Annotated in this window: 14 protein-coding genes; 12 read left to right on the top strand and 2 right to left on the bottom strand. The window is 43.5% G+C overall.

What is annotated here, in order from left to right:
• Positions 1–2: 2 nt before the first annotated feature.
• The 5 genes from WJM94_RS15810 (at position 3) to WJM94_RS15790 (ending at position 5,404) form a co-directional block, all read left to right on the top strand.
• Complete coding sequence (locus WJM94_RS15810; RefSeq protein WP_444495156.1) at positions 3–1,040, top strand: imelysin family protein; 1,038 nt, start codon at positions 3–5, stop codon at positions 1,038–1,040.
• On the top strand, positions 1,021–2,103 hold the full coding sequence (locus tag WJM94_RS15805; protein ID WP_444495155.1) for a DUF1513 domain-containing protein: 1,083 nt from the start codon (positions 1,021–1,023) through the stop codon (positions 2,101–2,103). The genes WJM94_RS15810 and WJM94_RS15805 overlap by 20 nt, the downstream gene beginning before the upstream one ends.
• A 150-nt stretch (positions 2,104–2,253) precedes the next feature.
• Positions 2,254–3,798: a L,D-transpeptidase family protein gene (locus tag WJM94_RS15800; RefSeq protein ID WP_444495154.1), complete on the top strand. Its 1,545-nt coding sequence runs from the start codon at positions 2,254–2,256 to the stop codon at positions 3,796–3,798.
• 311 nt (positions 3,799–4,109) lie between these two features.
• Positions 4,110–4,658 carry a DUF882 domain-containing protein gene (locus tag WJM94_RS15795; RefSeq protein ID WP_444495355.1) on the top strand — a complete coding sequence of 183 codons (549 nt, stop codon included), beginning with the start codon at positions 4,110–4,112 and terminating at the stop codon, positions 4,656–4,658.
• An 89-nt stretch (positions 4,659–4,747) separates the two neighbouring features.
• A complete protein-coding gene (locus WJM94_RS15790) occupies positions 4,748–5,404 on the top strand; it encodes an MBL fold metallo-hydrolase (protein WP_444495153.1) in 657 nt (218 codons plus the stop codon).
• Between the two features lie 17 nt (positions 5,405–5,421).
• On the opposite strand, the gene WJM94_RS15785 is transcribed toward WJM94_RS15790, so the two are convergent.
• Positions 5,422–6,087, bottom strand: coding sequence for a DUF2982 domain-containing protein (locus WJM94_RS15785; RefSeq protein ID WP_444495152.1), 666 nt, complete (start codon positions 6,085–6,087; stop codon positions 5,422–5,424).
• A gap of 259 nt (positions 6,088–6,346) precedes the next feature.
• Here WJM94_RS15785 and WJM94_RS15780 point away from each other — a divergent pair, with 259 nt between their 5' ends.
• The 6 genes from WJM94_RS15780 to WJM94_RS15755 all read left to right on the top strand — a co-directional run bounded on the left by WJM94_RS15780 (position 6,347) and on the right by WJM94_RS15755 (position 12,421).
• Entirely contained in the window at positions 6,347–6,760 is a 414-nt protein-coding gene (locus tag WJM94_RS15780) for a MarR family transcriptional regulator (RefSeq protein WP_444495151.1), read from the top strand.
• A 535-nt stretch (positions 6,761–7,295) separates the two neighbouring features.
• Positions 7,296–8,384: a TRAP transporter substrate-binding protein gene (locus tag WJM94_RS15775; RefSeq protein ID WP_444495150.1), complete on the top strand. Its 1,089-nt coding sequence runs from the start codon at positions 7,296–7,298 to the stop codon at positions 8,382–8,384.
• A gap of 116 nt (positions 8,385–8,500) precedes the next feature.
• Complete coding sequence (locus WJM94_RS15770; protein WP_444495149.1) at positions 8,501–9,040, top strand: TRAP transporter small permease subunit; 540 nt, start codon at positions 8,501–8,503, stop codon at positions 9,038–9,040.
• Positions 9,041–9,052: 12 nt separating this feature from the next.
• Entirely contained in the window at positions 9,053–10,339 is a 1,287-nt protein-coding gene (locus WJM94_RS15765; protein ID WP_444495148.1) for a TRAP transporter large permease, read from the top strand.
• A 98-nt stretch (positions 10,340–10,437) separates the two neighbouring features.
• Complete coding sequence (locus WJM94_RS15760) at positions 10,438–11,793, top strand: cache domain-containing protein (protein ID WP_444495147.1); 1,356 nt, start codon at positions 10,438–10,440, stop codon at positions 11,791–11,793.
• Positions 11,786–12,421, top strand: coding sequence for a response regulator (locus WJM94_RS15755; protein ID WP_444495146.1), 636 nt, complete (start codon positions 11,786–11,788; stop codon positions 12,419–12,421). The genes WJM94_RS15760 and WJM94_RS15755 overlap by 8 nt, the downstream gene beginning before the upstream one ends.
• A gap of 51 nt (positions 12,422–12,472) precedes the next feature.
• On the opposite strand, the gene WJM94_RS15750 is transcribed toward WJM94_RS15755, so the two are convergent.
• Entirely contained in the window at positions 12,473–12,949 is a 477-nt protein-coding gene (locus WJM94_RS15750) for a MarR family winged helix-turn-helix transcriptional regulator (protein WP_444495354.1), read from the bottom strand.
• Between the two features lie 392 nt (positions 12,950–13,341).
• Between WJM94_RS15750 and WJM94_RS15745 the strand changes: the two genes are divergently transcribed.
• Positions 13,342–14,913, top strand: a complete 1,572-nt coding sequence (locus tag WJM94_RS15745) for a BCCT family transporter (RefSeq protein ID WP_444495145.1) — start codon at positions 13,342–13,344, stop codon at positions 14,911–14,913.
• The last annotated feature ends 149 nt before the right edge of the window (positions 14,914–15,062 follow it).

Genomic DNA, 15,062 nt, shown 5'->3' with positions numbered 1-15,062 from the left:
CATTGAAAAAAATATTAATAGTAAGTGCAGTGGTTACTGCACTCGGTCTTACTGGTTGCCAGTCAACCTTGAGTTCAGAAACCAGCCAAGCAGAGCAAACGAGTCATATTTCGCAAAGCGTATATGAAGTGGAATATCAGTATGCTCACGCTTTGTTAAATCAAAGCGATAAATTGGTGCAAGCGTTTAGTGATTATTGTAAAGCAGATACTAAAAACTCTGTTTTGGTTAAACAGCAATGGCACGAAACAATGCGTGCCTGGATGGCATTGCAAGGTCAGGATCGTGGTCCAGCGGGAGCTTTAGAGCAGAGCTGGAACGTACAATTTTGGCCTGATAAAAAGAATACGACAGGACGAAAAATGTCAGTGTTAACCAAAGCGGATCATGCTTGGAATGCAGATCAAATTTCGATTCAAAGTGTGACGGTTCAAGGTTTAGGCGCACTTGAATGGCTGCTTTACGACAATACTTCGACGTTAGAGAGCAATGCAACTACCTGTTCTACGAGTGTAGCCATCGCACAAAATCTAAATAACAAAGCTCAGGTGATCGCTAACTCTTGGGCACAAAACCCATGGAAGTCGATGCAAAAGGCTGAATGGGAGTCGGAGTATATTTCATTGCTGTCTAACCAGCTTGAGTACAGCATGAAAAAATTGAGTCTTCCTCTTTCTAGTATTGGTCATCCGCGTCCGTACTTTTCTGAATCTTGGCGCTCACAAACTTCGTTAGCGAATGTAAAAGCAAACCTTGAAAGCATGCAGGCATTGTACTTTGCAGACGGTAAGGGGTTAGACGCACTTCTGAGAGAGCAGGGCAAGGAATCGCTAGCGGATCGAGTCGCTCGTCAGTTTGACACGGTTCTTGATACTTGGCCTGATGAGCAAAGCTTATTTGCGGCCTTGCAAACTGTAGATGGCTATCGCTTGGTTTTAGCTCAGTACAATAAGTTAGAGCAACTGAAGTACCTCATTCATGAAGAGGTGGCGATCGAACTTGGTGTAGTAATAGGATTTAATGCGACCGATGGTGACTGATAAAACAAGACGTACATTACTCAAAGCCGCTCTGTTTGGAACGGCTCTGCCACTGCTGCCGTCTGGCTGTGCGACGACTAAGCCGCGTACACCAGCTTTAATTGGTTGCTCTATTATTGGACGTGATAAGTTCGCGGCTGTTGTTGCAGATGAGCATGGTATGCCGATTTCCAAACTGCCTATTCCCGAACGTGGTCATGGTGTAGCGACGAATCAACAAGGCCATGCGGTAGTTTTTGGCCGCCGTCCTGGTACCTTCCTTATGGTGTTCGATTATCGAACAGAGCAAGTCATCAAGCTACAACCTGCTCAAGCTGATCGCCATTTCTATGGCCATGGCGTTTTCTCTCACGATGGCAACTATCTGTTTGCAACAGAAGGGGAAAGAGGAACAAGCAGGGGTATCATTGGTGTTTATGATGTACATAAGCGATACCAGAAGGTTGATGAACTAACTGGCTTTGGCATCGGGCCGCATGAAGTGATAATGATGCCTGACGGTACCTTAGTGATTGGCGTTGGGGGCGTGCACACCAATGGGCGAGAAGCTTTAAACCTTGACACTATGACCCCTAGTCTGAGTTACCTGTCTCAAGATGGGGAGTTGCTTGATAAAGTATCTTTGCCAGACCACAAGCTCAGTATCCGTCACTTGGCGCATGATGGTTCTGAGACGGTGCTTTGTGGCCAGCAATACAGAGGTGAGCCTGACGAGTATCCTGCCCTAATTGCGATGCACACGCGAGGCGGCGAAATGCAACAGCTGCACGCTGAACCTGAAGAATGGGCTCGATTCAATCATTATGTAGCAAGTATTGCAGCAACAGATGATTGGATCTTAGCCACTTCACCTCCAGGAAGTTGTTACGGTATTTGGTCAAAGAAAACGGGTAAACTGGTGGAACTTAATGCTTTGCCCGATGCTTCAGGAGTGGTTATCTACGGAGAAGAGTTCCGAGTCAGTTCTGGTGTAGGAAATATCGTTGAACAGATGCCAAACGAATTTAAAAATACAATCGCTAGTGGCGTACAATGGGACAATCATTGGGCTAGGGTTGTGTAATAAGTGAGTAATCTGGCGAATTTTTGCGAAACTTATCGTAAATAATGTTGTCGGATTCTTAGTTTTAAACCAGCAAGCTGTGAGATATTTGCCATAATTCTAATATTGGCAAGTTGCACAAGGGTTGTTTCAGTGATTGCTAGGTTTTTAATGATAACGGCACTTCTAGTGCCGTTTTGCAGCTTTTCTACTACGGTCTCGCTCGATGCTGACTCGCAAATGGAGCAGGAAGGGGCGGTTAAACAGCTCTCAGTTGAAAAGATGATCCATTATCCAACGGTTATCGATCAGTTGTATCAGAGCACCAATTACCGTTTGAATTGGCAAAATGAAAGTGATGTTGAGCAGTTTATCTTTCAGTTGAATCTCGTAGCACTTGCAGATGTCACCGAAGAGTTTGATAACCAGCTTCATCGAATTAATCAAATCAAATGGAAGGGGGACAGCCTAGATTTTGACTTGGTTATGACCGATTCACTTCTGATGTATATGAGCTATATTGAGCAACTCCCTCACGAAGGGGTCAATTGGTTGTTTGCGAATAAAGCGAAGGTAACTCTCCCTCCTCCAAGTATTGATGCCTTAACTGTGCTTAGTGATGATCTCACCGTTGGTAAGCTTGATAGTTTCCTAGCAAGTTTGCGTTCCCCGTTGCAAATGGATGCTTATTTTAGTTCAGCATTTACATCCTTGTCGGAGCATTCTCAACACCAATATCCGTTGTATGACCAAACTGGGTTACTACGTTTAGGTGATCCGATAGCCGACAAAGCGTCATTAGTAGACCGCATTGCGATCGTGGGAGTTGATGTAAGCTATGTTGTTCTGGACGAACCGCTGTACGATGAAAATTTAGAAGTGGCGGTAAAACAGTTTCAAAGCATTCATGGTTTGAAACAAGATGGCGTTATTGGACCGAATACTATTCGCTGGATTAATTTTTCTCCAAAGCAACGCCTGCATCTACTTGCGTTGAATTCTGAGCGTTCAAGAATTTGGGCGAAGGAAAGAGATAATGTCGTGTTTGTTAATGTGCCGGGATATGAGGTGACATACTGGCACGAAGGCCAACCTTTGTTCGAGTCGAAAGTTGTCGTTGGGAAGAGTTCGAGAAAGACGCCTATCATGACCAGTACAATGGATTCGGTCATTTTGAATCCAACCTGGAATGTACCATGGAAGATCATGGTGAAAGACATTATTCCTAAAGTAAAACAAAACCCTATGTACTTGGTTCACAACAACATCCAGATTATTCGCTCATGGACGTCTAGGGAGATAATTGATCCTACCACGATAAATTGGGCAAAGGTCAATCCGAGAACTTTCCCTTATCGCATGCGTCAAGCTTCGGGCGATCAAAATGCACTAGGTTTGTACAAGTTCAATATGCCTAATCCTCAAGCGATATATTTGCACGATACACCGAGCAAGAACTTGTTTGAGCAAGACCGTCGTGCGTATAGTTCTGGTTGTGTTCGAGTGGAAAATGCTGAACAACTCGCAGAGTTACTCTTTAAAACACAGGGACTGGAAGAGCGTTTGGCAAAGAAACGGGAAAGTGCTCGTCGCTCAAACACTTCGGTGCCGTTGGGAGAGCGTATTCCGGTGCATATCATCTACCAGACCGCATGGCTAGAAGAGGGGATGCTTTATTACCGTGACGATATTTACTCTTACGATAACCAAGGGTAAAGATCATCGGTGGGATTAACTCGGAGCTGAAGTTGTATTCTCTGGTAACGATTTTAGATTTTGAACCACGGGATCTCATCATCGTTACCAAATCTGCGAGGCGGTATAAGTTCGTCGGGTTTTGGTGTTTGAATGTTAATTGGGCCGAAAGCTTTAAATAAATTTACAATTCTGAAAATCTTCTTTTTGTTCAATAAGTAAACAAAATTAAGTAACCAAATCGAACATTCCGGACTGATTTATGCATTTGACGAAATGCACCAGTTTGGTTAATGTCAGCTGCTCGTGTAGTATTTGAGCAGTATTTCTGTATGGTAAGCCGTAATTTTTCTCGTCGTGATTTTCTTAAAATGACTGCTGGGGGCGTTGTTTTAGCATCTGCTATGCCAACCCTTTCGTGGACCTCTCTTCCTGATGAGCCTCGAGTATTGGCGATGAATAACCTCAATACTGGTGAACAATTAGAAACGTGCTACTTTGACGGGGAAGGGTACGTAAAGAAAGAGCTTCAAAGGTTAAATCAGTTCTGTCGAGATCATCGACGTAACGAAGCTTTTCCAATGGATCGACGCTTGTTTGATCAAATAACTCAAATTCAAAAGCTTATTGGTACTGAATCCGAAGTCATCGTTATTTCGGGTTATCGTTCACCGGTTACCAATTCATCTTTACGCAAAGGCTCTTCTGGTGTCGCAAAAAAAAGTCTTCATATGGAAGGCAAAGCAATAGACTTCCGTCTAGACGGGGTTAAGCTATCTACCGTTCGAGACGCAGCACTTAGTTTGAAAGCAGGTGGTGTCGGTTACTACCCTGGCAGTAACTTTGTCCACATTGATACGGGTGCGGTTCGCTCTTGGTAGCAGACGTATAACCAAGTCTTGAAGTCACTTGGGCTTAGTGTCATAGTTGCGGCAGTTTTAACGCAAATTTACGTGGTAATAGGTTATCTATGGCTTTGAAATACCAGATTGTCCCGGTGACATCTTTTTCTCAAAACTGTTCTATTGTCTGGTGTGATGAAACGATGAAAGGCATCGTGATTGACCCAGGTGGCGATGAAAAACAGCTTGCAGCTTTAATCAAAGAGCTGGGTGTTGATGTGGTGAATTTGGTATTAACGCATGGTCACTTAGATCATGTTGGTGGTACTCAGCCATTAGCAGCTTTGCTTGGCGGGAAAGAAATTATTGGCCCACATAAAGCGGATAATTTCTGGCTACAAGGCTTAGAAGGCCAGAGCAAAATGTTTGGTTTTCCACTGACCAAAGCTTTTGAACCACATCAGTGGTTAGATGAGGGTGACACTGTCACATTTGGTAATCAAGTTTTAAATGTAATCCACACGCCGGGTCACACGCCTGGTCACGTTGTGTTGTACAGCGAAGAAGCGCGTTTAGCATTTGTGGGTGATGTTCTGTTCAACGGTAGTATTGGCCGTACAGATTTTCCAAAAGGCGACTTCAACACGTTGATCAGTTCGATCAAAGAGAAACTGTGGCCTCTTGGTAATGATGTTACTTTCGTTCCTGGCCATGGCCCGCAATCCACCTTTGGTTACGAGCGAAAAACCAATCCATTTGTTGCAGATGAGATGCCGCTTTACTAACAAGCGTCTTTGACTTTTTAATCTGGCTCGGCGGCAGCTAAGTACCGCCGAGTCAATCCTACAAAATCGTCCGCTTCCCTGTCTAAATCGCTGGTAGAAATGAATATGTCGTATCCATAAAAGTTTCGCTGGTACTTCATTCTATTAGCTAACATCGCCAGCAAACCGTCATAACGAACGCCAGTACTGCTTATATAGGGGCTGGGATCCAACACCATGTCCTCAAATTTTTCTTCACACTTATTTTGTCTTGCTCCTAAGTAAAGCAATGCGCGTTGACTAAGTAGTATTTCTGTCGCTATTCGGGGACAAATCGCGTTGAGGTAAGGAGAGTAGTGTTTTAATCGCACTCCAATCCAAGGTAGTGGCTGGTACCATCCATCTTGCTCATAGCTACAAATACCAATCGATTCGACGTTGCGCCATCGAACCACCCATCCACCTTTAAATAAGTGTTGTTGAAAGTGAGTAGAGGTTAGGGTGAAGGCGACCTGGCTTTTTTTTATCATCAATATGGCAAAGCCAACGATGATAGACATCAATATCACGGACAACATGGCTTGCTTCCACCCCGGTGCTATCAGAACCAGAAACAAGGTGATTAGTGCAACGAGCATTAGCGTTATTCTAGTGATAGGAGAATCAGACTTAAAATGCGAGTTAGTCAGATGAAGAGTTTCCATACAGTTAACCTCAGTGAATATCAGACTTTTCTACTGTGAAACAAATTGCGTTTAGTGAATCAGCAACCTCTGTTTTTATACCCAGTATTCAATAAATCTGTTCACAAACTATCTGGTTAAATAGTAGACGCTTTGCGCTATGAACGCATTTTTCGTCTCGTTTAGCCGCTAAAACCTACAAATTGCTTGGGAATTTTGGTATAAAACGCGCTTCAAATTTTCATCCCTGCTGAGATGCAGTGAACTGGAGAAATATTCAATGAGACTTGCTCATAAGCGTAAAGTGCAAATGAAACTGCAAAAACGCATTAAAGCGACAGTAGCAAACATTGCTGCAGTACAGAACGCACAGAAAGCAGCGAAGCCTGTTGTTGCAAAAGCAGTGGCACCTTCTGTTACTGAAAAATCTGTTGCAGAGAAAGTAGTAGCTGAGAAGAAAGTGGCTGCAGTGAAAACAGTTGATATCGCGCTTACTCCTAAGCAGCAACAAGTGCTAGACATCGTTGTGGCAAATGCTGAAGGCATCAACCCTAAAGGTATTGGTCTGGCTGCTGGTCAAGAGGACACAAAAGCGGCATCTTGGGCTACTGGCGCACTGAAAAAGCTACTTGAAGAAAATCTGGTTCAAAAAGAGCAGTTAGCAGGTAACAAAGTTATCTACAAAGCAGTTTAAGTATTGCTTGTAATCTGAACGCTTTATTAGGGTCAATAGACCTTAATACTAATCACCTATACCTCGACTGTTGTCGGGGTATTTTTTTATCCGCTGTTGACGATACGCTTCTATCACATCACTGATTCTAACCCTAGCAAAAAGGCTTTTGTCACATTTCTTTAAATACTTTGTAAATTTTTTGGAAGATTAATACATACGTAGTTTTTTATAACCCTATTTGAGAGCCGTTTTCTAATTTTATGATTTTTATAGAAAGAAATTATAGGAAGAAAATTATCCTACGTATAAATATGTAATACCTAAGGCTAGTGGTTCGTTTTAGTCCAGATAAAGTTGCGTGTTCATGCCCATTTCGAATTCAACATTATTGTTACATCTTTACCACCAAGTTGCGTAAAGTAACTCAAAGAGTCGTTGTCACAAGAGACCCGAGAGCAGAAGTGACAATGCACATTTTGTGATTACTTAGAAGTAATACAAATCCTAGTGAAATGGATGATAACAATAACCTTGGTGACAAAGGACGTGAACGATGATTCTAATCCAACAATCTTTGAAACGAGTGCTTAAGGCGACTGCTATGGTTGCCGCAGTGGCGTTCGCAGCAAGTTCTGCGAATGCAGCTGAGAAAGTATACCGTCTGAAACTTGCAGAAACCTGGGGACCTAACTTCCCAATCTTCGGTGATGCAACTAAAAATATGGCGAAAATGGCCGAGGAGATGTCGAACGGACGTCTTCAAATCCGTATTGACTCTGCTAACAAGCATAAAGCGCCTTTCGGTGTGTTTGACATGGTAAAATCAGGCCAGTACGACTTAGGGCATTCAGCGTCTTATTACTGGAAAGGCAAAGTACCTAACACTCTTTACTTTTCTTCTATGCCTTTTGGTATGTTGCCTACAGAGCAGTACGCGTGGTTTTACTACGGTGGTGGTATGGAGCTGATGGAAAAAGTGTACTCACCGCATAATATGCTGTCTTTCCCTGGCGGAAACACCGATACGCAGATGGGTGGCTGGTTCCAAAAAGAAATCAAAACGCTGGAGGATCTTAAAGGTCTGAAAATGCGTATTCCGGGCTTTGCTGGTGAAATTCTTGCTGAGCTGGGAGCAAAACCAACCAACATTGCTCCGGGCGAACTGTACACCTCGCTCGAGCGTCGCACCATTGATGCGCTGGAGTGGGTTGGACCTTCTCTGGACTTACGCATGGGCTTCCACAAAATCGCACCTTACTACTATACAGGTTGGCATGAGCCAGCGACGGAGCTTCAGTTCCTGGTAAACAAGCGCACTTGGGAAGGATTACCTGACGATCTAAGAGCAATCTTACAAGTGGCGATGAAAACAGCTGCTTACGATATGTACACTCAGTCTAAACATGAAAATGGTAAAAACTGGGCGTCAATCAAATCGGAATACCCTAATGTGGAAGTGAAAGATTTCCCACCAGAAGTAATGGCAGCAATGAAAGATGCAAATGATCGTCTTCTGAAAAAAAATGCGGAAGAAGATCCATTGGCGAAAGAAATCCAAGAGTCACAAGCCGCTTACTTAAAACAAGTTCGTCCATGGACGAATATCTCACAACGAGCTTACCTAAACAGCCAAGCTGATTAATACTCCATAAAACTGGCCAAATCGATGGGTTTGGTCAGTTATAAAGCCCAAGAATAACTTAACAATAATGCTCCGCAAATTAGCGGAGCCCATGCACACGTTCCACGGAGTCAGGAATGAGAAGCCTAATTTATATTGAGCGAATGTTTAACCGCTTCAGTGACTTTTTAGGGTGGTTGTCCAGCATCCTATTTATTGTGTTGTTATTGAACGTGGTTTATGACGTTATCATGCGTTATGCATTTAACGATGTTTCGATTGCCTTCCAAGAGATGGAATGGCACCTCTTTGCTTCGGTATTCCTGCTTGGTGTGCCATATGCAATCAAATCCGGCGCTCATGTGAGGGTCGATATTTTTTATGAGCGTTTGTCGTATAAAGCTCAATCCATCATCGACATCATATGCACGCTACTTTTCCTCTTTCCATTTTGTTTATTGGTTGCATGGTTCGGTATTGATTTTGCCAAAGAGAGTTACGCCTTAGGTGAAACATCCGGCGACCCGGGTGGACTTCCTTATCGTTGGATTATTAAAGCCATGATCCCAGTATCGTTCTTTTTCATGGCAGTAAGCGGCATCGGTTTGTTGCTGCACTCTATCAACAAGATTGTTAATTCTCATCTCATCTATGCCGGTAACAACGGTAAGTCGTAAAAGGAAGTTATTATGATCGGTATAGTGATGTTTTTTGTCGCCTTGTTTGCGCTACTTCTGGGGTTTCCCGTTGCTTTCACTTTCGGTGGTATTGCTCTGATATTTGGTGTGTGGGCAGAAGGCATTGATATGTTTGCCTTTATGCCATACCGCATCCAGTCCATCATGCAAAATACGGTATTGATGGCTGTACCTCTGTTCGTTTTTATGGGGTTGGTTCTGCAAAAGACGAAACTTGCTGAACAGTTACTCGAGTCCATGGGGCGTTTATTCGGTGGAACACGAGGTGGCATTGCGATTTCTACGGTTTTGGTTGGTGCGTTGCTTGCAGCATCGACAGGCGTTGTCGGAGCATCTGTTGTGGCGATGGGTTTAATCTCACTGCCAGTGATGCTGAAGTACAACTATGATAAAGGACTTGCGTGCGGGACTATCTGTGCATCAGGCACGTTAGGGCAAATTATTCCACCATCAATAGTGTTGATTCTGCTTGGTGACGTATTAGGCGTTCCTGTTGGCGATCTTTTCCAGGCGGCGGTTTGGCCGGGAATCACATTGGTAGTGGCATATGTGATTTATATCCTTATCTACGCGAAAGTTAACCCGCACGCTGCTCAGTCTATTGCGCGAGATGAGTCTGTCAGCCGTAAAGAGGAAGTGATTAGTGCTCTGAAAGCAGTATTGCCACCACTTGCTTTGATCATTGTTGTATTAGGCTCAATATTCGCCGGTGTTGCGACACCAACAGAATCCGCGGCATTGGGTGGTGCAGGTGCAATTGTTCTTGCGTTACTGTACAAGCAATTTAGTTGGTCAATGGTTTACGATGCGTCGAAAGAGACAGTAAAAGTGACCGCCATGGTTTTTGCTATTCTGCTTGGTGCTACTGCGTTTTCTATGGCCTTTACCTATACAGGTGGCGACTATTTAGTTGAAGAATGGATGCTTAAGATACCAGGGGAGAAGTGGGGATTCCTCATCATCACCATGCTTGTGATCTTGGTTCTGGGCTTCTTTATCGACTTTGTGGAAATCTGTTTTATCATCGTTCCTATTATTGCGCCAGTTGCAGAAACTCTTGGCATCAACATGACTTGGTTTGCGATACTTGTTGCGATGAACTTACAAACTTCCTTCTTGACGCCTCCGTTCGGGTTTAGTTTGTTTTACTTGAAAGGCGTTGCTCCTGCAGGCGTCACAACACGAGATATCTATAAAGGTGTAATGCCGTTTATCGCCATTCAGATTCTTGTACTGGCGTCACTACTGTTCTTGCCAAGTTTCTACGGAATGGGGTAAAACGAGATTTTGTGAGCTGAGAGTTTCCCCCTTTTGAAACAAGTTGATAAGCTGCCTATAAACTGACCATTTGGGCAGCGGTTTCTTGGAGGGAAGGGATGCCTCTTAAAGCGAAGTTAATTCTGCTGACACTGATACCTGTGGTATTAGTGTCAGCAAGTATCAGTTGGATTTCTATCTATCAGGCTAAAACGCTAGGTCAGCGAGAGGTAGAAATCTTCCAAAACAATCTTATTCAGTCAAAAGAAGCCTCGTTAAAAGATACTGTGGATGTAGCTTTTGATTCGATCGCTCACATCTATAATGATCCTTCAATTGAAGAACGTACGGCTAAAGCTCAGGTAAAGGCGATATTGAATAGCTTAACTTATGGCTCGGATGGGTACTTCTTCGCGTACGATAAATTTGGCACTAACCTTGTCCATCCTGTCCAACCAGAACTGGTGGGTAAGAACTTACTCGATCTTCAAGATGAGAATGGTGACCGGCTTATCGAAGCGTTATTGTATCAGGCTCAGTCTGGCGGCGGTTTTCACCAGTATTTGTGGCGAAAACCTTCGACGGGTGAAGTTGTTCCCAAACTCAGCTACTCAGGCTGGTTAGATAAGTGGGAGTGGATGGTAGGTACGGGGCTTTATATTGAAGATGTCAGTCACGAAGTGGCCAGTATGCGTGCCGCAGTTAATAAAAATATCGAAACGACTTTCTTCTCTGTCGTAGTAATTCTGGTTGTGACGGTGGCCGTTATCATTGTTTTAACGCTTGCTATCAATTTGCACGAACATCGTCTTGCCGACAAAAACCTCAAAGAACTCGCTCACAAAACCGTTATGTTTCAGGAAGATGAGAAAAAATACCTCGCCCGCGAATTACATGACGGCATCAATCAATTGTTGGTCTCAAGCAAATGTCATTTAGACTTGATGAGTCATCGCTTGGAAGACGAAAAGCTTAAGCTTCATTTAGACAAGTCCCAGCGCTCGTTAACCACAGCGATTAACGAAGTCAGGCATATTTCTCATCAGCTGCGCCCAAGTGCTCTGGACGACATTGGTTTAGAAGCCGCGCTTGCCACTTTACTTCAGGATTTTCACTCTCATTCCGGTATAGATATCGACAGTCATTTTGATACCCAACAACAGCGGTTGAGCTCTGACTTTGCCACGACACTTTATCGTGTTGCTCAAGAATCCTTGAACAATATTGAAAAGCACGCAAAAGCCAAAAAAGTAACGGTAAATTTGCAGAAAATGGGCAATATGCTGCAATTGCTCATTCGTGATGATGGAATAGGATTTGTCGTCAATCAGGCAGTACATCGTCAAGGCATTGGGCTTCGTAACATGCAGGAGCGCGTCGAGTTTATTGGTGGCGAGTTTGAACTCATAAGCGAACCTGGGTTAGGGACTGAGATTACGGTGCTGCTGAATTTGGATGAAATAATTTATGGATAAAGCGATTAGGGTGCTGATCGTCGACGATCATCAGGTTGTAATAGATGGATTTATGGCACGTCTGGAACTAGAGCCTGATATTGAGGTTATTGGTACCGCCAGTAATGGGGTTGAGGCGATAGAAGTGGCCAAACACCTTCATCCGGATGTCATTCTAATGGACATTAGTATGCCAATTATGAATGGTATTGAAGCCACGGGAATTATCAAAGAAGAATTACCTGACAGTCGAATTCTTATGTTAACGATGCATGATAATCGCGAGTACATCATGAAGGTCATGCAAGCGGGAGCCGTTGGATACATGCTGAAAGAAATTTCAGCAGAGAAAATGGTACAAGCGATTAAAACTGTTAATCAGGGATCGACGTATTTTTGTGAGTCCGTCACGCAAACACTGTTTACTCAGGATATCGTTCCGGTAACTCAAAGGCCAAACCCTCTTAGCCGAAGAGAAGAAGCAGTGCTGAAGTTAGTCGCACAAGGTCACAGCAGCAAAAAAATTGCTACGTTATTGGATATCAGTTATCGAACCGTTGAGACTCATCGTCATAACATTAAACACAAACTGGATCTGCATTCGACAGCTGAACTGGCGAAATATGCTTTTGAGACAGGGTTAACCTAAGCGTTGTATCTGTTAGGAGTGCCTGTCCGATACAGGCACTTAACCTAATGATTAGTCCGGCTTTGTGATGCTACCAATTTCAAGCATTGGAGCTACATCAATGTCTTCAGCATTCATCATGGTTGAGATGCGCTGCACTGAAGACAAAAGCAGGGATTGTTCCCATTCTTCCAACTTTTGGAATCGGTTAATGAAGTGTTCTTGAAGTGGTGTGGGTGCTTGTTTTAAGACTTCTTGTCCCTTCTCTGTCAGCACCGCGTGGACTTTACGCTTATCCTCACTACTACGACGACGTTCTACAAACTGATTGCGTTCTAATCTGTCAAGAATGGTCGTCGCCGTTGCCTGACTCATATTGGTATGGCTAGATAACTGTTTGATAGTGACGTTATCTAGTTCATCGATTGCACGCATTAAAATAAGCTGAGGGGCCGTCAGGCCGGACTCTTTATTTAACTTTTTAGAATGTAAATCAATAGCGCGGATGATCTGACGAATCGAGACCAATACTTCTTCGTACTTTTCCAATTTATTCATCCAGTCTGTAGGAACAATTAACGGGGCGACACTAACCCAAAAGTACGTCTAGTTAAAGGGGTGTATCCAAAATTACCTCGGCATTTGCTCACAAATTGTTTGGCTTTGCGAAATTCTTTCCTTTACGACGTGCAAGTAAAGCAGAACCTCCTAAAATTATTATAGTAAGAATTGTTTGTTGTCTAATGATTGATGCGGTTATTTGAATATTTATAGGAGAAAGTTTCTGTTTTTAAACTAAATACATGGATTTATTTATGGTAAACCTAGACAAAATGGCCTCAAATGTTAGGATCTTGGGTTTTTCACAGAATGTAAAATGCATCGTGTTCAAATTATTTTTCTGTTTGATGCATAAAAATTACAAGATATAGAGGGGAAAAATGACAAAAGGTATAGATAAGTACAGTATCGACAGTACCGACTATACGGTTGGTCAAGATAATGTTCAAAAATGGGGGTTTGATGTTCATAACCCTGTGTTTGGCATCAGTGCGGGTTTAATAGCACTGTTTCTTGTCGCCGCGTTAGTACTGGATTCGCATACTGCTAAAACGGTACTTGATGGTATTAAGTGGCAGATCATCGGTTCATTTGATTGGCTATTCATTATCTCGGGTAACATTTTTGTTATTTTCTGTCTGGCTCTGATTGTGTCTCCTTTGGGGAAAATTCGCTTAGGAGGTAAAGATGCCGTAGCGGATTACTCATTCATGTCTTGGCTTTCAATGCTCTTTGCCGCGGGGATGGGGATAGGCCTGATGTTCTGGAGTGTGGCAGAGCCTGTAGCTTACTTCACTGGTTGGTACGAAACACCACTTGGTGTGGAAGCGAATACTCCGGAAGCGGCGAAGCTTGCGCTTGGTGCAACCATGTTCCACTGGGGTCTTCACCCTTGGGCAATTTATGGGGTTGTCGCTCTTTCTTTGGCATTTTTTACCTATAACAAAGGTCTCCCGCTGTCGATGCGTTCGATCTTCTACCCATTATTGGGCGATCGAGCATGGGGCTGGGCAGGTCACGTTGTAGATATTTTAGCGGTACTAGCAACGCTGTTTGGTCTGGCGACATCGTTAGGCCTGGGTGCGCAGCAAGCTGCAAGTGGTATTCACCATGTGTTTGGGGTTGAAGCGGGTATCGGGCTGCAGGTGATCGTTATTACCGTGGTTACATTACTGGCCGTCATATCCGTAGTTCGTGGTATTGATGGTGGTGTAAAAGTCATCAGTAATATCAACATGGTCGTGGCCTTCTTATTGCTTATTCTTGTTGGTTTGATTGGTTGGGCTGCAAGTTTAGGCTCAATCCCGACTACGATTATGGCGTATGCAGAAAACATTTTGCCTCTGAGTAATCCGTTTGGTCGTACTGACGAAGCATGGTTCCAGGGTTGGACAGTATTCTACTGGGCTTGGTGGATTTCATGGTCACCATTTGTAGGTATGTTTATTGCGCGTGTATCGCGTGGCCGAACTGTACGTCAATTCATTATCGCTGTTCTGCTTGTTCCTACAGCGGTTACGGTGGTTTGGATGTCTGTATTTGGTGGTCTTGCTATCGATCAGGTAGTTAATAAAGTGGGTGAGTTAGGTGCGAATGGTTTAACCGATGTCTCGCTCGCAATGTTCGAAATGTTTGACGTCCTGCCATATGGCACAATCTTGTCGTTCATTGCGATTATTTTGGTGCTGGTATTCTTTATTACCTCATCAGATTCAGGCTCTTTGGTTATCGACAGTATCACCGCTGGTGGTAAAGTTGATGCACCAGTACCGCAGCGAATTTTCTGGGCAGTGATGGAAGGTGCAATTGCGGTTGCGTTACTTTGGGTTGGTGGCTCGGAGGCAGTTCAGGCGTTACAAGCCGGGGCTATATCAACGGCATTGCCATTCACCATTATCTTACTTGCAATGTGTGTGAGCTTACTGATGGGAATGAAAACGGAACGTCAATAGCTCTGCTAAACGACACGTTATTAAGAAGCCAGCTTAGCTGGCTTTTTTTGTGCGATTTTTCTGACGTTAGACAAAATAATGACACTATAAAATGTAGTTTTTACAATAAGTTAGACTGATATTTAGATGTTTAAAACTTAGTGAATAGT

The sequence above is a fragment of the Vibrio sp. YIC-376 genome, assembly GCF_052353105.1.
Classification (GTDB): Bacteria; Pseudomonadota; Gammaproteobacteria; order Enterobacterales; family Vibrionaceae; genus Vibrio.
Note: the sequence above shows the minus strand (reverse complement) of the source record. Positions and strands in the feature narration are given on the sequence as shown.